At 54.7% G+C, this 15,110-nt stretch carries 24 protein-coding genes and 1 pseudogene; 16 read left to right on the top strand and 9 right to left on the bottom strand.

Going from position 1 to position 15,110, the window contains the following annotated elements:
• Positions 1-424 precede the first annotated feature (424 nt).
• From BM029_RS26100 to BM029_RS26285, 3 genes and pseudogenes are all read right to left on the bottom strand, one after another.
• Positions 425-727 (bottom strand): annotated as a pseudogene (locus tag BM029_RS26100) (hypothetical protein); the annotation flags it as partial.
• A 16-nt stretch (positions 728-743) separates the two neighbouring features.
• Positions 744-1,022: a hypothetical protein gene (locus BM029_RS25920; RefSeq protein ID WP_170851081.1), complete on the bottom strand. Its 279-nt coding sequence runs from the start codon at positions 1,020-1,022 to the stop codon at positions 744-746.
• Positions 917-1,129: a GDCCVxC domain-containing (seleno)protein gene (locus tag BM029_RS26285; protein ID WP_092437013.1), complete on the bottom strand. Its 213-nt coding sequence runs from the start codon at positions 1,127-1,129 to the stop codon at positions 917-919. The genes BM029_RS25920 and BM029_RS26285 overlap by 106 nt, the downstream gene beginning before the upstream one ends.
• A 203-nt stretch (positions 1,130-1,332) precedes the next feature.
• Here BM029_RS26285 and merR point away from each other — a divergent pair, with 203 nt between their 5' ends.
• The 4 genes from merR (at position 1,333) to BM029_RS14115 (ending at position 3,887) form a co-directional block, all read left to right on the top strand.
• The gene (gene merR / locus BM029_RS14100; RefSeq protein ID WP_092437015.1) at positions 1,333-1,737 is read left to right on the top strand and encodes an Hg(II)-responsive transcriptional regulator; all 405 of its coding nucleotides are present in this window, start codon (positions 1,333-1,335) and stop codon (positions 1,735-1,737) included.
• A gap of 420 nt (positions 1,738-2,157) precedes the next feature.
• The gene (locus tag BM029_RS14105; RefSeq protein WP_139217249.1) at positions 2,158-3,099 is read left to right on the top strand and encodes an ATP-binding protein; all 942 of its coding nucleotides are present in this window, start codon (positions 2,158-2,160) and stop codon (positions 3,097-3,099) included.
• Positions 3,083-3,400 (top strand): STAS-like domain-containing protein, encoded by a 318-nt coding sequence (locus BM029_RS14110; RefSeq protein WP_244545049.1) that lies wholly within the window; start codon positions 3,083-3,085, stop codon positions 3,398-3,400. The genes BM029_RS14105 and BM029_RS14110 overlap by 17 nt, the downstream gene beginning before the upstream one ends.
• The gene (locus BM029_RS14115; protein WP_092437018.1) at positions 3,384-3,887 is read left to right on the top strand and encodes a hypothetical protein; all 504 of its coding nucleotides are present in this window, start codon (positions 3,384-3,386) and stop codon (positions 3,885-3,887) included. The genes BM029_RS14110 and BM029_RS14115 overlap by 17 nt, the downstream gene beginning before the upstream one ends.
• 28 nt (positions 3,888-3,915) lie before the next feature.
• Here the strand turns inward: BM029_RS14115 and BM029_RS14120 are convergent, their stop codons facing one another.
• The 4 genes from BM029_RS14120 to BM029_RS14135 form a co-directional block, all read right to left on the bottom strand.
• Positions 3,916-4,227, bottom strand: coding sequence for a DUF2471 family protein (locus BM029_RS14120; RefSeq protein ID WP_139217250.1), 312 nt, complete (start codon positions 4,225-4,227; stop codon positions 3,916-3,918).
• A 339-nt stretch (positions 4,228-4,566) separates the two neighbouring features.
• Positions 4,567-4,776: a hypothetical protein gene (locus tag BM029_RS14125; protein WP_092437020.1), complete on the bottom strand. Its 210-nt coding sequence runs from the start codon at positions 4,774-4,776 to the stop codon at positions 4,567-4,569.
• A complete protein-coding gene (locus tag BM029_RS14130) occupies positions 4,773-5,837 on the bottom strand; it encodes a phage portal protein (RefSeq protein WP_092437022.1) in 1,065 nt (354 codons plus the stop codon). Before BM029_RS14130 ends, BM029_RS14125 begins: the two co-directional genes overlap by 4 nt.
• Positions 5,834-7,567 (bottom strand): terminase ATPase subunit family protein, encoded by a 1,734-nt coding sequence (locus tag BM029_RS14135; protein WP_092437165.1) that lies wholly within the window; start codon positions 7,565-7,567, stop codon positions 5,834-5,836. The genes BM029_RS14130 and BM029_RS14135 overlap by 4 nt, the downstream gene beginning before the upstream one ends.
• 239 nt (positions 7,568-7,806) lie before the next feature.
• Between BM029_RS14135 and BM029_RS14140 the strand changes: the two genes are divergently transcribed.
• From BM029_RS14140 to BM029_RS14190, 12 genes are all read left to right on the top strand, one after another.
• Positions 7,807-8,661 (top strand): GPO family capsid scaffolding protein, encoded by an 855-nt coding sequence (locus tag BM029_RS14140; RefSeq protein ID WP_092437024.1) that lies wholly within the window; start codon positions 7,807-7,809, stop codon positions 8,659-8,661.
• Positions 8,662-8,721: 60 nt separating this feature from the next.
• Entirely contained in the window at positions 8,722-9,729 is a 1,008-nt protein-coding gene (locus tag BM029_RS14145) for a phage major capsid protein, P2 family (RefSeq protein WP_092437025.1), read from the top strand.
• 1 nt (position 9,730) lies between these two features.
• Entirely contained in the window at positions 9,731-10,444 is a 714-nt protein-coding gene (gpM, locus tag BM029_RS14150; RefSeq protein ID WP_092437027.1) for a phage terminase small subunit, read from the top strand.
• A 113-nt stretch (positions 10,445-10,557) separates the two neighbouring features.
• Positions 10,558-11,052, top strand: a complete 495-nt coding sequence (locus tag BM029_RS14155; protein WP_092437028.1) for a head completion/stabilization protein — start codon at positions 10,558-10,560, stop codon at positions 11,050-11,052.
• Positions 11,052-11,261, top strand: a complete 210-nt coding sequence (locus BM029_RS14160; RefSeq protein ID WP_092437030.1) for a tail protein X — start codon at positions 11,052-11,054, stop codon at positions 11,259-11,261. The genes BM029_RS14155 and BM029_RS14160 overlap by 1 nt, the downstream gene beginning before the upstream one ends.
• A gap of 14 nt (positions 11,262-11,275) precedes the next feature.
• Entirely contained in the window at positions 11,276-11,632 is a 357-nt protein-coding gene (locus BM029_RS14165; protein WP_092437032.1) for a putative holin, read from the top strand.
• Entirely contained in the window at positions 11,625-11,894 is a 270-nt protein-coding gene (locus BM029_RS14170; RefSeq protein ID WP_092437034.1) for a phage holin family protein, read from the top strand. Before BM029_RS14165 ends, BM029_RS14170 begins: the two co-directional genes overlap by 8 nt.
• Positions 11,891-12,358, top strand: coding sequence for a D-Ala-D-Ala carboxypeptidase family metallohydrolase (locus tag BM029_RS14175; protein WP_092437036.1), 468 nt, complete (start codon positions 11,891-11,893; stop codon positions 12,356-12,358). Before BM029_RS14170 ends, BM029_RS14175 begins: the two co-directional genes overlap by 4 nt.
• Positions 12,349-12,771: an Rz-like lysis system protein LysB gene (lysB, locus tag BM029_RS14180; protein ID WP_092437038.1), complete on the top strand. Its 423-nt coding sequence runs from the start codon at positions 12,349-12,351 to the stop codon at positions 12,769-12,771. The genes BM029_RS14175 and lysB overlap by 10 nt, the downstream gene beginning before the upstream one ends.
• Entirely contained in the window at positions 12,665-12,892 is a 228-nt protein-coding gene (lysC, locus tag BM029_RS26290; protein WP_244545050.1) for an Rz1-like lysis system protein LysC, read from the top strand. Before lysB ends, lysC begins: the two co-directional genes overlap by 107 nt.
• On the top strand, positions 12,870-13,358 hold the full coding sequence (locus BM029_RS14185; protein WP_092437040.1) for a phage tail protein: 489 nt from the start codon (positions 12,870-12,872) through the stop codon (positions 13,356-13,358). The genes lysC and BM029_RS14185 overlap by 23 nt, the downstream gene beginning before the upstream one ends.
• Positions 13,355-13,822: a phage virion morphogenesis protein gene (locus BM029_RS14190; protein ID WP_092437042.1), complete on the top strand. Its 468-nt coding sequence runs from the start codon at positions 13,355-13,357 to the stop codon at positions 13,820-13,822. The genes BM029_RS14185 and BM029_RS14190 overlap by 4 nt, the downstream gene beginning before the upstream one ends.
• Positions 13,823-13,927: 105 nt before the next feature.
• Here the strand turns inward: BM029_RS14190 and BM029_RS14195 are convergent, their stop codons facing one another.
• Both BM029_RS14195 and BM029_RS14200 read right to left on the bottom strand, forming a co-directional pair.
• Positions 13,928-14,206, bottom strand: coding sequence for a hypothetical protein (locus tag BM029_RS14195; protein WP_092437044.1), 279 nt, complete (start codon positions 14,204-14,206; stop codon positions 13,928-13,930).
• A gap of 328 nt (positions 14,207-14,534) precedes the next feature.
• Positions 14,535-14,996, bottom strand: coding sequence for an Imm51 family immunity protein (locus BM029_RS14200; protein ID WP_092437046.1), 462 nt, complete (start codon positions 14,994-14,996; stop codon positions 14,535-14,537).
• Between the last annotated feature and the right edge of the window lie 114 nt (positions 14,997-15,110).

Here is a 15,110-nt window from a genome sequence, read left to right on the forward strand (position 1 = left end):
TATTTGCTGTAGCAAATACGTAGCACTCACGTTTAGTGAGCGCGGATATGATTCCCCATAGTCTCTGAATGCTCAACGCTGAAAAATCCACCCATTGCGCATGGGTGTTTCCGCCACTTCTACGGGGGCGTTAATATTTGGTGGCTTGGGAGGTTTTATCACCGATACGGAATTTTTCGCCGTGGTCGCCGATCAAGGCGCGTAATTCTTCGATAGAAATGCCGCTGGCCTCATGCAATCGAACTAACAACGTTGCGCCTACCTTCCTACGTCCACGGCGAATGTTGCTAATCTCTGGGGGGCTAATTCCCATCAGGCGACACAGTGCTACATCATTCTTCAATCGCAATTTATTGATCACTGCATCAATCAATTGGTTAGCGCCGTAGGGCACCAAGTCTTCAAGCTTTTCCTCCGCGTCTATGGGGGCGCTAATCTTTATTGGCTTGAGAGCTTTATCGTCGATACGGAATTTTTCGCCATAATCGCCCATCAAGGCGCGTAATTCTTTGATGGAAATACCGCTGGCCTCATGTATTACGATGAGCAGTGGCGCACTTACCGGGATTCGACGATGACGAATTTTACTAATTATTGGTGGTGAAATTTCGAGCAGACGGCACAGTTCGGCATCGTTGCTCAAGTGAAATTTTTCAATGAGAGCATCAAGCAATCGATTAGGGTCGTAGGTCAACCCTAGCTTCGCCAGAGTCACCTGCTCATCGATTTTTTTGCCCTTGGGATTATATGCGGAAGTTTTGGTGGTCACTATTATCAGAAACAAAGATGCTATAAATTAACGCAGCAGCATAAGCCTCAGTGGCTAATGTCACATGGCGATTCGTAATAAATTCCAAAGGCGTCGGTACAAATGCGACATCGCAATTGAGATTTCTCAATCCATTTAGCGGCTCTGCTATCCGCAGCACCCACGCTGCTGCTGAATCGGTGGACACTTCGCCGAACCGAACGAACAAAACACACAGCAGTCGCCGGGATTCGCCCGCAGTAACGTCTTGCATTTTCCGCACTCATAGTAGAACTGGCACGCGTCCGTGGGCATGGTTTCCCGCTTGGAAAAGCCGCAATGCGGACAGGTTAGAACGGATTCAAGAACGACAGCGCTCATCGTGGCATATCTTCTGCGTAGTGGGCGGATAGAGCCAGTGGCACGAGCGGGCCGACACAGCACGCTGACACGCCGATAGCAGCCAATACGCCCGCGATCAGCATGTGTTTTCCTGTGATCTGCGCCATACCTGCCTCCTGGACTCTATTTGCCAAAGTGTTACTCTACATCCTGTACCTGAGTACGGAATCAAGGAGAATTTGATGGCGGCAGAACTGACCATCGGTAAGTTGGCGAAAGAGGCCGGGGTGAGCATTGAGACAATCCGATATTATCAGCGGCTTGGTCTGCTGGATGAGCCGTTAAAGCCGGCGGGGGGCCATCGGCGCTACTCGGATGAAGAAGCCAAGCGCCTGCGCTTCGTCAAACGAGCGCAGGCATTGGGCTTCACCTTGTCCGAGGTAGGAGGGCTACTAGCACTGGATGAGGCGTGTGCCTGTACCTGTACGAAGACGCGGGCGCTGGCCGCTGGCAAGCTGGCGTTAATCGAACAAAAAATGATCGACCTTGCCGCCATGCATCAGGTGTTGGCGGGATTAGTACAACAGTGCGATGTCCGCCACGGAGGGGCTAACTGTCCAATCATTGACGTGCTGGCGGGGGAATAATGACTAAATAAAAAAGCCGTAGCTATCTGTGTAATGGACAGAGCGAACTTTGAGTAGGGAACACTGTTACAAACAGCGTCGGATTGGTGGCGCTCGCCATCATAAAAATTTTTAGCGGATATTTTATTGAAAATTAGGTAATATTTGCCGCATTGCATGCATTGGGCTCATATTTCTGGAAGTCAACAATTATCCAACGGAAATAGTGGCACGTTTTAAAGACAAGGAAACTTTCTGAAATACCAAAGCTCTAAATTTGCCACTTACCAGAAGATTCGGCATAAACGCTCTCGATATGAATTGGAACGCCGTCGTCGCTTTCTCAAGAGAGGGAAGACACGTAAGTTGTTCGCCCTTACCCCAAGGTTGGGCCTACACAACCAATACACACACGATGACGAAATTGCGGTCCCGGAAGTCTTGGACCTTGAAGATCATCGCGGCGAGGTTCTCGCTTTAGCGCGGCAATGCCGAGTTAATACGTTCTCAACGTTCAGGAGATTGATACTGAATTTTGAAAATACAAGGCGGATTTCCTCAACTGCTATCCTGTATCTTGCAGCTGAAATTTATCGTTGCCGTGAAATAGGTGGGAAGAGAAGTGTTACAGGGACTTACCCTAAAGACAAAGCCCTTCATAAGCAGATGCGTGATAGCGGCTTTTTCGATGTGCTTGGCGTCCCTTCAAATATGGAGGGGCCGACGGAAAGAATTTACCCGTTGGAGTATATTAAAGTAATGGCAGGCGTTGGCGCACAAGGGCAGCTTGCCATTGAGCTCCGTAAGAAGCTATTGGGACAATATGCTGATGAGATGAAACCTCAGACGCCGGAAGCTTTTTTTCGCGGACTGTCGGAGGCCATGACTAATGTAGCGCAGCATGCCTACCCAGAAGGCCATAGATTCCATAAAGTGAAACCTATAGCTAAGGGTTGGTGGATGATTGGGCATATTAACAAGCCCAAAAAAGAACTGAAGATTATTATCGTTGACCAAGGTATTGGGATACCGCGCAGTTTGCCGCTAAAGTACCCGGCCGAGTTTGTACAAGAATTATTGTCCCTATTCGGTGTAATTAAGCCAACCGACGGGGACTTAATTAGTGCAGCCATGATGATTGGGCGGTCCCGTATGAATGCTTCAAATCGTGGCAAAGGATTGAACGATTTGCGGAAAATCATTGATTTATGTGGCTCTGGAACTCTCCGAATCTTGAGTAATCGCGGGGAGTACAAATATACTAATGGCCAAAAGGAAGTAATTTCAACATTTGAAGATTCGTTATGCGGAACTCTGATAGAGTGGGCCGTACCCTTACACACTGTATTAAACCTAGAGATGGACAATGTCCAAAATGATTAAAATTGCTACGGATTTTTCTGAGGCGCCAGCTGGTCGCTTCTACGATGACGGCCCATTTCCTGGGGCAAAATTTCGTGACGAGATCCTGGTACCGGCAATACGGGAATACGAGTCAGTCCTAATTGATCTGGATGGGACTGCTGGCTACGGTTCTTCTTTCTTGGAAGAGGCGTTTGGCGGGGCTGTACGACTCATGAAACTTTCCGTGGCAGCGGCTTCAGCAGCCATTAAATTCAAGAGCAGCGACGAGTCGCTAGTTATGGAGATTCAAACATACATTCGCGATGCTGCTGCCAGCTAACTGGGGGTTCTCCGAGGGAGACGAGAAACTCATAGTTCAAGTGGCAGGAACGATTATTACTTGGACATTGGTATTTGGTGGTTGGTTTGTAAACAACCGACAGAATGCAAAGCGAGATGAGCGAAAAGAGCTTCGTGAGCGAATCGATAATTTGATACAAGAAGCGTGGGCTATCGAAGAATTGTGCATCGCATATCTTGCTGAAGCAACGGAAGAAAAGAATGTCCCTTCTTATTGGCTCGTCGTTTCCAAATTGGCGCGCCTTACTTCCGCAGTCTCTGGATTAAAACAGACTCACGGAATAGATGCGCAAATGTCATGCATTGCCCTCCGACAAGCCATCACCACAAAGGCAATTCAAGGCCCACAAAGAAAAACGATAAAACCATCAGATCCATTGCTAGGAAGAATATCGGCGTCAACGAATGCACTGGCAGACGCATTGGATAAGGCATTTTTTGCGCGGTATCTAAAAATAAAATCTTGAGCTACCATGATTTTAGATTGCAGGATAATCAATGAGCCCTGTGGAATGCCTCGTAGATCATCGAAAACGCACAAGCAATGGCACCTGATTTTCCAAAATCCACGGGGTCGTCGTTCAACGGGTATTTGAAAACGCCAGAATGCTTAATCAAATTGATATAAGCCGGCTGTAGGTCGTTCGAACGAGTCAATTCGGTCAAAACTTCACTTTCAATCGAATGGATTAGCCGCCAGGTGAGCGGCAATCCTGAGGTCCGATGGCGGGCGACTATCGTGTGGATAATTGGCTCTGCGCGGGCAATTACCGCGTCAAATTCGTTAATGTCGGTGAGGCGCATCATGATCTCCAAAGGCAAATATACTGTATGTATATACAGTATAAACGCTTATTGGATTTCTGCTGAAATTCCGCGCAAAGTGCGTCATTTTGCGTTACGGCGATGCAACCATTTCCCTTGTGAACCCCGCGAGGTCTGGACGCCTGGCGTTTTTGCCAACTGCGTTAAAAGCAGTGCATTTAACGGGGCGGGCAGGCGTGGGGGGACTGCGATTGAAAGGTCGGAGTCGACAGCCTTTTTAATGACAAGACAACATTTCCAGGGCGTAAAAAAAGCCGCGTACAGCGGCTTGAGACGATGCAGGCGCTGCCGTAATAACATGGTAGCGGGGCAGGTATACCGTCAGCGTCCGGCGCGCCTGAGCGCCGCCTGTTCCTTTTCGTAGTCATCCCGGCAATCCGTATTGCAGAACAGCACTCCATGGGCGACATGCTCATCGCAATAGTGGCAATGCCCGTCCGCCTCAAGCTGTAGCGTTCGACTTGCATGCGCCCTGCTGACTTGGATGTCGTGGGCAATGCGCCAGTCGGCACGGTCGGCTACGTCGCTCATGCTGCCGTCCCTTCCATGTTCCCTAACGTGTATTCATCAAATCTCACGACTTCTTCTCCCATCCATTCGTTGATCATTAAAAATTGTGATTGCAGCGGCACCAGTTCGTTGCGGGCGAATACGCGGGCCGCCGGCTCGACCGCGCCGAAGCCGCCGGCATTGCTCGGCATGATCCCCATAAGTTGCGGTGGCACGCGGTGCGCAGCCAGCAGGTCGTCCCTGGTCACGCCCTTGATGTTGAAAAATTCGTCCTTGGCGGCGACCTCGGAAACCGGCAGGATCTGGATGCCATCTTTCTTGCCCCCTGGGGCGTACATGAAGACGTTCCGAAAATTACCCGGCCCTTTGCTGTCGCGCAGCGCCGTGCGCAGGTTGTCCACGTCCTTGATGTTCTGGGCGGCGTCGGTCATGTACAGGATGAAGCCCGCGTGAGAGCCGTTCTTGTAATACTTGCGCCGGAACAGCGTGGCCGACTCATTGAGCCAGGCCGACTGCAAGGCAGACAGGTATTGCGGCAGGCCGTACACTTCTTGGTTCACATCCGGGTCCATCAAGTGAAATACGGCGCCCTTGGCAAACTCATGCTCTTGCTGCCAGCCGGACACAAAGTAATAGGTGTCGAGATCCTTCCCGCGCCGCATGTACTTGGCTAAGGCATGCGCCAGTTGCAATGTCTTGCCGGTCCGGCTGGCGCGTTTTTCCAGATAGGCGTTACCAAAGGTCAGGAAGTCCAGCGCGAACCGCTTAAAGGCATCCCGCGACAGGTATTTGTTGGGTGCTAAGGTCGAGGTCAGAATGTTGGCCTTGAAGTGGATCGCACTGCTGTGGTGGACGCTGGCGTTAAACGACTTTGCCAGCCCTTGCCAACTGACAGGCGGTTCGTACCACTTGCCATTGAGCCAGCACTCCAGGCTTTCCATGATGTCGGCGTGATCCAACACCGGCGTCGGGTCGCCAAACGAAAACGCTTCGACGGATGGCGTGGCCTGTGGTGCTGGCACGATGGCCGCCGGCGGCGCCGTCGCGTGCTGTCGTGCCTGTTTAAAACGCTGTTTCTTCATGCTGTAAAAATCTCCATAAATGAGGTGGTGCTTTCCGATACGCCTTCTATCGGTTCGTGATCGAGCGCGTGCATACAGGCCCAGGCCAAGTCGGCGTGACCTGTCTCGGCGGTACGTCCAGCGTCGAACGTGACTTGCCGCCCGCTGGCGGTGATGGTTTTACGGATTGCCATGAAAGCCGCCGACAGGTCCGTAGCGCCGGCGTCGAATTCGAGCCGGCCCTTGCTGATGACGTCCTTGGCTTTTAAAACCATGCGGGTTTTGACCTCGGGCGAATAGTTGATCGCGGTGGCGCCAGGGAAAAACTGCCTGACAATCGGAAACACGCCGATCCCCATGCCGGTGGTGTCGATGCCGATGTACTCGACGTGATAGCGCAATGTCATTTGCCGGATAGCTTCGGCCTGGGCGGCAAAGTCCATGCCGCGCCATTGGTGACGCTCCAGCACGCGGAACTTGCCACCGGCGACCAACGGTGGCGCCAGGACCACGCAGCCGGCGCTGTCGCCTGACAATGACGGGTCGTAGCCAATCCAGACAGGTCGATAACCGAACGGGCGCGCCGCAAACGGTTTCACATCCTCCCAAGCGTCCCAGGCATCGACCATGCAGCGCTGTAATTCCGCCTGCGGAAATATCGACTTGGTGTCGTCGATAAAATTACACATTAAGAGGTTGTCGAATTGGTCGGGGCCGTATTCGTAGTCGCGTAGTTGATCCAGGTCGAACAGGTTGCAGCCGCCGGCCTCGGCATCTAGGATCGTGACGATCTGTCGCCAGATCTTGTCCTCACCCGTAAAGCCGCTCGACAGCCGCAAATGCGAGATATCGATTTTTGCCTTTTGCGCCTTTTGCAGACGGTCACTAAAGTCCTTGCCGGTCCAGAACGGGTACGCCTGGTGATTGACCGATGACGGCGTCGAAAAATAGGTCTTGCGCCATTTCTTCTGAATCGCCATCCCGGACGCCACTTTGTTCAGCTCGGTAAAATTATGGGTCCAGAAGAATTCGTCAAAGTAGAAATTGCCGTGATAGCCCTGGGCGGTTCTGGCGCTGGTTCCCAAGAAGTACAGGTGCGCGCCGTTCGGCAGCACAATCGGGTCGCCCGCCAATTCGACGCCGGCCGCGTCCTTGGCGAATTGCACGATGTATTGTTTGAACACATGCGCTTGCGCCTTAGACGCCGACAGGAAAATCTGATTGCGGCCGGTTGCCAGCGCATCGGCCAGCGCCTCGCGGGCGAAGTACCAGGTCGCGCCGATCTGACGCGATTTCAGAATGATCCGGGTGCGTTCATGGCCGTTGCGATACCAGACCTTCTGGTAGTCGAACAACGAATCGCGGAAGGCATCGAGTAACTGGCTTTGCTGCTCTTCGCTGAATTCGTTACGGGTCGGTTTCTTCTTCGGCCCGGCGTTACGGTTGTCCAGGTTCGGATTGAGGTCCGCCTCATTGCCTCCGCCGTCGTACCGGCGCTTGCGTGACATTTGCACCAGGGAGCGTGTGAGTAGATCGATTTCCTTAAAGTCGCTGCCGGTCTTCACTTCCTTGCTGACCAACTGGACCATGCGTGCTTCTATCTGACCTTCCACGCGATCGATCGCCGTCGACAAATGCCATTTGTCGCGCTCTTTCCAGCTGGCGACGGTGCTGCGTTTGATTTTTAGATGCTTGGCAATCGAGGAGATACGCCAACCCTGCCAGTACAGGCTGCGGGCGGCGTCGCGCATGGCAGCAGGATCATTCGCAACGGCGGCCAGCTTTGCAAGCGTGCCTGGCGCGCGCGTGGCGCTGCGCTTGGCTGGTTTGGATTGGACGGGTTTTATTAACATGCCGCCAGCGTAGAGGGCAACGCTTGCAAAAGCCCTTGGCAAGAAGTCAGTAAAGTTGTTATCAACCCGCTGCCGATTGTTTCCACGCGCAGCACCGCCCACCATGACGGTATTCGAACTTCCCCAATACCGACACCATGGCAAAGCCGACCCCAACCGCTCCAACAAAATCGAAATTCTTCCGTGTTGCCGTCGAAGGCGCCACCACCGATGGCCGCGTCATCGACCGCGCCTTCATTGCGCAAATGGCCGCTAACTTCGATCCGCAGGTATATGGCGCCCGCATCTGGATGGAACATCTGCGCAGCACCTGGTCGGCAGGCGAATTTAAAGCCTATGGCGACGTAACTGCCGTCAAAGCCGAGGAGGTCGAGCTGGGCGGCGTCAAGAAATTGGCCTTGTTCGCCCAGATCTCGCCCACGCCGGAACTGGTGGCCATGAACAAGGCGCGCCAAAAGATCTACACCAGCATCGAAATCAATCCGAAGTTTGCCGATACCGGCGAAGCCTACCTGGTCGGCCTGGCCGTCACCGACAGCCCCGCCAGCCTCGGCACCGAGGTTTTATCGTTCGCCGCCCAACACCCTGAATCGAATCCGTTTGCAGCCCGCAAGCAATCGCCCGACAACCTGTTCACCGCAGCAGAGGAAACCGCGCTGGAATTCGAGGATGCCCCTCAACCTGAATCCGAAGGAATCAAATTGTCCGACACCATCAAAAATCTGTTGAAACGCTTCTCTACCAAGACTGCCGGCGACGATGCGCGCTTCGGTGAACTGGTCGACGCCGTCGAGACCCTGGCAACGCATGCGAATCTGAGCGCGGATGAATTTGCGGAAGAAAAGAAACGCGTCGACACGTTGGAAGCAGCTTTGCAAAAGTCGAATGAGGAATTCGCAGCATTCCGTCAGCAGGTCGAAACGACCGATGCGAACCCTTCGCACCGGCCAACGGCTGCCGGTGGCGATGGCCTGGCGGAAACCGATTTTTAATCGGCGCCGGCCGTCCCGCCCTAACACGATTACCGCCCCATACAACCAGGAGTCACCCGTATGAAAAAAATCACCCGCGTCGCCTTCGATAAATACACGGCCCGCCTGGCGCAACTGAACGACACCGGCAACGTGGCCAGCATGTTCAGCGTGACGCCGAGTGTGCAGCAAAAGCTGGAAACCAAGATTCAGGAATCCAGCGATTTTCTGAGCAAGATCAATATTTACGGCGTCACAGAGCAAGAAGGCGAAAAGATTGGCCTGGGCATTTCCGGCCCGATTGCCGGTCGCACCAATACCGACAAGGGCGATCGCAAGACCCGCGATCTGACGGCTCTCGATAACCGTGGCTATCGCTGCGAAAAAACGAATTTCGATACGCACATCAAGTATCAGACGCTGGATGCCTGGGCCAAGTTTGCCGATTTCCAGCAACGCATTGCGAACGCCATCCTCGCCCGCCAGGCGCTGGACCGGATGATGATCGGCTTTAATGGCCGTTCCGTGGCGGCGGACACCGACATCGAAAAAAATCCGCTACTACAAGACGTCAATAAGGGCTGGTTGCAGCACTACCGGGAACAGGCGCCGGAACGCGTCATGCATGAAGGTGTGAAGGATTCCGGCAAGGTATTGGTCGGCGCTGGTGGCGACTACGAGAATCTGGATGCAGTTGTATTTGACGCCATCACCTTGCTGGATCCCTGGTATCAGAAAGATGCCGGCCTGGTGGTGATCGTCAGTCGCAACCTGTTGCACGACAAGTATTTCCCATTGGTCAATACCAAGCAGGCACCGACCGAGACGCTGGCCACCGACATCGTCATTAGCCAGAAACGGATCGGCGGCCTGCAAGCGATTGCCGTGCCGTTCTTCCCGGACAATACGATCCTGATTACCCGACTGGATAACCTGTCGATCTACTGGCAAGAGTCGGCCCGCCGGCGCCGCGTGGTCGACGAAGCCAAGCGCGACCGTATCGAAAACTACGAATCGTCTAACGACGCGTATGTGATCGAGGATCTGGGTCTCGGCGCCCTGATCGAAAATATTGCGCTGGCTGCCTGACATGGCGGATCTTTCCCCCGCTCAGCGCCATAAAACCCGCATCCTGGCCGAACGCGCTGCCGCCGACGCTGCCCCTGGCGGCATTACTGGCGGCAGTGCCTACGAAATGATGCTCTACAAGTTGGCCAACGACCGCCGCAGCTTGAGCAGCATCCAGTCGATGGAACGCAAGATCGAGGTCAAGGCCACATTGCTGCCTGAGTATCAGGACTGGATTGACGGTGTGCTGTCCAAAGGTCAAGGCGGCCAGGACGATGTGTTTACCGCGCTCCTGGTGTGGCATATCGACTGCGGCGAGTATGTGAGAGCGGTCGATATGGCGCGCTATGCCGTTGCCCACAAGCTGACCTTGCCGGACCAGTTCAACCGCGATATTCCGACGATGCTGCTGGATGAGTTTTCCGCCGCTTTCCTGAAGGGCAAGCTGGCCGGCGACCCGGTCGGCGCCGTCGCCATTTTGGCCCAGGTGCAGCAAATGACTGAACACTGCGACGCCCCGGACCAGGCACGCGCCAAGCTGTTGAAGGCGATCGCTTACGCGATGCTGGCCCTCCTTGAGCAGGATGGTTCCGAGCTGCTGAAAGCGTCGCAGCTACCCCAGGCGGAGGCTGCCCACCAGCTCATGGAACGCGCAGTTCAGTTATTTCCCGGCGTGGGCGTTAAACCGACGATGGAACGTCTGCGCACTCGCATAGTAAAAGCCGTCCCTGGCTAAACAAGCACCCCCTGGCGCACGGCGGCGCGGGTCGATGACTGACTCATTGCGATTTCTTTCTGACGCCCGCCCACCGCCGATTTATTTACGGATGACTTTTCACTGTTAACCCAATGAGCTTTATTGCTATCGCGCCACCTTCCGCCGGCGCCGGCGCTCCATTGCCGGAAGTCGGGTGCGTCGAAAACGACGGCTTTTATCCCGATATCGTGCTGCAGGCCATGCGTGACACCATGCGCCTGGACGGCACCGTCACCAGTCCGCGACTGATACAGGCAATTGTTGCCGCAGTGCTGCATGTCAATGCGGAGCTGCGCGACTGGAAGCTAGGGCAAATTGCCGCCGGCTTCGCGTCCGTGGCCGCCGTGCCGGCGGACCGGGTCAATCGGGAAAGCATCCTCAATGCTCACTATCGGCGCGCCGTCTACTGCTGGGCCAAGGCGGATCTCATCGAGCATTACCGCGACTACGACAGCACAGCCTCGTCCATGTCCGACAAAAAGATGATGGAAGCGCTGGATAACGCCCCGGCAGAACAGCGTCGTAATGCCCATTGGGCCATCGCCGACATCATTGGACGACCGCACGTCACGGTGGAACTGATCTGATGCAGGTGCGCGCCCAACAGCATGACACGCTGGACCTGCTGTGCTGGCGTCACTTGGGCGCCACCGCCAACGTGGTCGAGGCGGCGCTTGAACTTAATCCAGGCCTGGCTGACTACGGGCCGATTCTGCCGCACGGCCTCCTGATCAACCTGCCGGAACCTACCGCAACCCCTACTAAAACCGCCCAGGTCGTGAGCCTGTGGGACTAATTGGAGAATCACCTATGGCAGAACCCAGCACCACTACCCTGGTCGTCACCACAGCCGCCGGCATCGGTCTGTCGTCGTTGTTCCCTGGTATTGACGGTAACGCACTGATCGGCGCCTTTGCCGGCGCCACACTGGTGGCGATCTCCAGCAAGAACCTGCCAGTCCTGCAACGCCTGGCCTATATGGTCATTTCCCTGGCGATTGGCTACCTGGCCGCGCCGGAGGTCATCAGCAACACGCCGCTGAAACAATCGGGCGTGGCGGCCTTCTTTGCGTCGGCGGCGGCCATTGCGTTGACGCTGCACGGCATCGACCTGATTAAAACCATCGAACTGCCGGCCTGGCTGCGCAAAGGCGGCAGCCATGACTAAAACCCTGACCATGCTCGCTTTGCTCTCCTACGCCAACACCTGCCTGCGGCTGCTGTGTTACCGGCGTGGCCTGGCAAATCACCGCTTGCATGTTTCCCTGGTGGCATGGCTGCTGATTGTCGCTACCGGCACCAGCGCCCTGAAGATCGCTCTGGGCCACGGTAGCCCCTCCATCGGGCAAACCTGTATCGCCCTTACTTTGTGTGTCCTGGTGCATCGCGCCCAGGGCAACGTCGCCAACATCATCCGAGGATTTCAATGACCACCATCACCACACCACTGACCGCGCATTTCACCCTGGAAGAATTCACCCGCAGCGACAAGGCGCGGATCCTCTCCATCGACAACACGCCGACGCCGGCCATCGTCGCCAACCTGCGGCGCCTGGCGAAATTTAACGAACTGGTGCGCCTGGAACTGAGCGGCGCGGCCATGCTCATTTCCAGCGGCTATCGCTGCCAGTCATTGAACCGCGTGGTCGGCGGCGCCGCCAATAGCGCCCACGTGGACGGCCTGGCCTGCGACTTCACAGCACCGGCATTCGGCACGTCGATGGCCATCTGCCAGGCACTGGAAAAATCCTATCTGCAATTCGACCAGTTGATCTATGAGCGCGCCAACGGCGCGGTATGGGTTCACCTGGGCATTGCGGTTGAAGGCAAGACGCCGCGCCGCCAGGTATTGACCATCGACAGCCGCGGCACCCGGATCGGCCTATGGAATTGATCGTCAAAAGCCTGATAGCTTCCTTGGCAGTCGGCGCGTTGTGCGTGGTGATTTACGTCCAGCGCGACGGTCTAGCCGCTGCCAGGGAACGCGCCGAGCGGGCCGAGCAGGAGATCGGCCAGCGCGACACCGTCATCACCGCACTGACGGACGCCGCGACCAGGAACGGCAAAGCGGCTGCCAAGCTGCAAACCGCCCATGATCGCATTAGCGCCACCCTTACCGAACGAGAAAACCTGATTGAAAGCCTGCTACATGACGATCCTACGCTACGCAACTGGGCCGACACTGCTTTGCCTGACGCTGTTGCCCGCCTGCGGGAGCATCCCGCCGCCACCGGCGCCGATGATTACCGCCAACGCCTGCCCAGCGATCACCCGTTGCAGCCTGCCGGCGACGGCGCCCAGGACTAACGGCGCCTTGCTGCTTGCCCTGGAACGCTCCGAAGCCGCGTGGGCGATATGCGCGGCCAAGGTGGACGCCGTTGTGGATTGTCAGGGGGATGCCGAGCATGTACAAACCAAAAAGCCTTAGAGCGCATCTGACTGCCGTCAGCGCCGAGTTGCGGCAGAATCCCGATAAGTTGCTGATCTTTGCGGAGAGCGGCAACACCGTGGCGACCGGCACCGCCTCGCTGTCGTTTGAATACCGATATAAGCTCAATATCATCATTACCGATTACAGCGGCAGCGAAGATGCGATGATGGTCCCGTTACTGGCCTGGGTGCAATTGCATCAGCGCGACTTGCTGGACCATCCGGAGTTGCGCAAAACCGGTATCGGCTTTGATGTGGATTACAACAATCACACCTCGATCGATCTGGCGATCACGCTAGCGCTCACTGAGCGCGTGGTGGTGAAGCCCGCCGGCGCCGGTCGACTGGAAGTTGTACACCTGGCCGAGCCGCAACCGACGCCGGCCTATACCGACGAGTTCTGGCAAGCCTATGCGGGCGACGCGTTGCTGGCCGAATGGCATACACCGGCCAACCCGCAATGAGCGACGATCTCTCTACCCTGGAAGCCTGGGCCGGCGCACTGCTGGCCCAGCTTCAACCGGGTCAGCGTCGCGTCATCACACGCCGCATTGCGCAAGACTTGCGCCGCAGCCAGGTGCAACGTATCGCCAGCCAGCAGGCGCCGGATGGCGCGCCCTTCGCGGCACGCAAGCAACGCAAGAGCCTACGCGGTAAAAAAGGAAGAATCAAACGGCAGAAAGCCTCGATGTTTGAGAGGATCCGCACGCAAAAAAATCTGAAAATCGAGCAGGACGAAAACCAGTTATCGGTTGGGTTCTTTGGGCGCGTGGCGCGCATTGCCCGTGTGCACCAGGAAGGATTAACCGACAAGGTCGCAAAAAAAGGGCCGGAATATCGCTATCCGGCCCGGCCTCTACTTGGTTTCAGCGCTACCGATCAAACATTGATTCGAGATTCGCTATTGCGTCATCTGGATGGATTTTAATGTGATGGTCTAATGTCTTTTCCAACGTTTTCCTTGACCTGTTCTGACGTTGAACAATGTCCGCAAAGACAGTGAAATACAGTTTTGAATAATTTCAATAAAAAATTACAGCCGGGCATCGCCAGTGATGTCTTGAATGCTGACGATGTCGCCCCCACGCTTTGTCATTTCTCGATGACACATGGCGACGAGTGCATTGAAATCTACACCTTCTGCCGCACCATCAAGATTATCTTTTATCCACTCGGGGCTAATTGTCCCAGAGTGTCCAACGCGTAGCGCTGTGCCAATGTATGAGGCGCTGTAAGCACCGCCCTGTTGTTTTTCTGTGACCAGGAACGTAAAAATGACATAAGTGGTTTCGATGAGATATGTCTTGTGCATGTTGATTTCCTCGATCTGTTCCGACGTTGAATGACAGCCCTCAACAGGCGGTCGAATCATCGGAATAACCCACATCTGGGTTACGTCATTTGGCACGAGAGTGACTCGATTTTGGATAGTTCCCGCATAAAATAATCATTGCGTATATTTGATGGATTGCATCATGGTCACCTAAATATTGATAGGTACAGGTCCGGTCCCGCGAGCGCAGGCATTCCATACAAGATGGAAAAAAGGGCCGGAAGATTACTATCCAGTCCGGCCCTTACTCGCTTTCCCCCCGCCATGAAGCGTTGATTCGAGATTCTTTGTTACGTTATCTTGACTGCTAGTGTTGCAGCTTGGCACGAAATAGAATATCTCTCAAAATGTGGTCGTCATCGAAAACGATTTTTAACGCGTGGCCCAACACCGTCAAACTCGTAGTCGTTCCGGAAATTAAAAATAGGTTGGTGTTTGACTCGAAAATGACTTCATTGGCCAGTTGCGGAAATCGTTCCGCGATGACTGCTTGCGCAACGGCGTTCCAGTCGCAGCCGTTGCCGGTCCAACCTTCTTCAGCCCGCTCCTTAAATATGTGTGCTTTTTCCTCAAAATGTGAGTCGAATAAAACTAATACTTTGAAGTCGCCGTCAATAAGTATGAACGGCCAAAACGTTGTAATGTCGACTGACTCATTTTTTCCTCGTGGAGTATCAGCTCTCGGTGAGCTAGAGGCCAAGCTTGCTATTGGGTCGACCTTCATTGAATGCCTCTCTTTCAACGCGGTTGGACGCAAAAACTTGCTCATGCGTCGCCGTGTGATTTAATTAGACGCATACCGAAGCATCTAAATAATAGGAAATCTGACAGTGCAATACATTAATAAAATACAACTTTGAGGAAAATATTTCGACCTCAAGCA

The organism is Collimonas sp. OK607 (assembly GCF_900111995.1).
In the GTDB taxonomy this organism is placed as follows: domain Bacteria; phylum Pseudomonadota; class Gammaproteobacteria; order Burkholderiales; family Burkholderiaceae_D; genus Collimonas.

Bases quoted from the DNA above. Each gene is read 5' to 3' on its own strand.
- BM029_RS14170 (WP_092437034.1), top strand. From the start codon at position 11,625: ATGACTAAAACCCTGACCATGCTCGCTTTGCTCTCCTACGCCAACACC.
- BM029_RS14165 (WP_092437032.1), top strand. From the start codon at position 11,276: ATGGCAGAACCCAGCACCACTACCCTGGTCGTCACCACAGCCGCCGGC.
- merR (WP_092437015.1), top strand. From the start codon at position 1,333: ATGGCGGCAGAACTGACCATCGGTAAGTTGGCGAAAGAGGCCGGGGTG.
- gpM (WP_092437027.1), top strand. From the start codon at position 9,731: ATGGCGGATCTTTCCCCCGCTCAGCGCCATAAAACCCGCATCCTGGCC.
- BM029_RS14190 (WP_092437042.1), top strand. From the start codon at position 13,355: ATGAGCGACGATCTCTCTACCCTGGAAGCCTGGGCCGGCGCACTGCTG.
- BM029_RS14125 (WP_092437020.1), bottom strand. From the start codon at position 4,776: ATGAGCGACGTAGCCGACCGTGCCGACTGGCGCATTGCCCACGACATC.
- BM029_RS14140 (WP_092437024.1), top strand. From the start codon at position 7,807: ATGGCAAAGCCGACCCCAACCGCTCCAACAAAATCGAAATTCTTCCGT.
- BM029_RS14135 (WP_092437165.1), bottom strand. From the start codon at position 7,567: ATGCGCGACGCCGCCCGCAGCCTGTACTGGCAGGGTTGGCGTATCTCC.
- BM029_RS26285 (WP_092437013.1), bottom strand. From the start codon at position 1,129: ATGAGCGCTGTCGTTCTTGAATCCGTTCTAACCTGTCCGCATTGCGGC.
- BM029_RS14200 (WP_092437046.1), bottom strand. From the start codon at position 14,996: ATGAGCAAGTTTTTGCGTCCAACCGCGTTGAAAGAGAGGCATTCAATG.
- BM029_RS14145 (WP_092437025.1), top strand. From the start codon at position 8,722: ATGAAAAAAATCACCCGCGTCGCCTTCGATAAATACACGGCCCGCCTG.
- BM029_RS14155 (WP_092437028.1), top strand. From the start codon at position 10,558: ATGAGCTTTATTGCTATCGCGCCACCTTCCGCCGGCGCCGGCGCTCCA.
- BM029_RS14160 (WP_092437030.1), top strand. From the start codon at position 11,052: ATGCAGGTGCGCGCCCAACAGCATGACACGCTGGACCTGCTGTGCTGG.
- BM029_RS14110 (WP_244545049.1), top strand. From the start codon at position 3,083: ATGTCCAAAATGATTAAAATTGCTACGGATTTTTCTGAGGCGCCAGCT.
- BM029_RS14115 (WP_092437018.1), top strand. From the start codon at position 3,384: ATGCTGCTGCCAGCTAACTGGGGGTTCTCCGAGGGAGACGAGAAACTC.
- BM029_RS14195 (WP_092437044.1), bottom strand. From the start codon at position 14,206: ATGCACAAGACATATCTCATCGAAACCACTTATGTCATTTTTACGTTC.
- lysB (WP_092437038.1), top strand. From the start codon at position 12,349: ATGGAATTGATCGTCAAAAGCCTGATAGCTTCCTTGGCAGTCGGCGCG.
- BM029_RS14130 (WP_092437022.1), bottom strand. From the start codon at position 5,837: ATGAAGAAACAGCGTTTTAAACAGGCACGACAGCACGCGACGGCGCCG.
- BM029_RS14175 (WP_092437036.1), top strand. From the start codon at position 11,891: ATGACCACCATCACCACACCACTGACCGCGCATTTCACCCTGGAAGAA.
- BM029_RS25920 (WP_170851081.1), bottom strand. From the start codon at position 1,022: ATGCAAGACGTTACTGCGGGCGAATCCCGGCGACTGCTGTGTGTTTTG.
- BM029_RS14185 (WP_092437040.1), top strand. From the start codon at position 12,870: ATGTACAAACCAAAAAGCCTTAGAGCGCATCTGACTGCCGTCAGCGCC.
- BM029_RS14120 (WP_139217250.1), bottom strand. From the start codon at position 4,227: ATGATGCGCCTCACCGACATTAACGAATTTGACGCGGTAATTGCCCGC.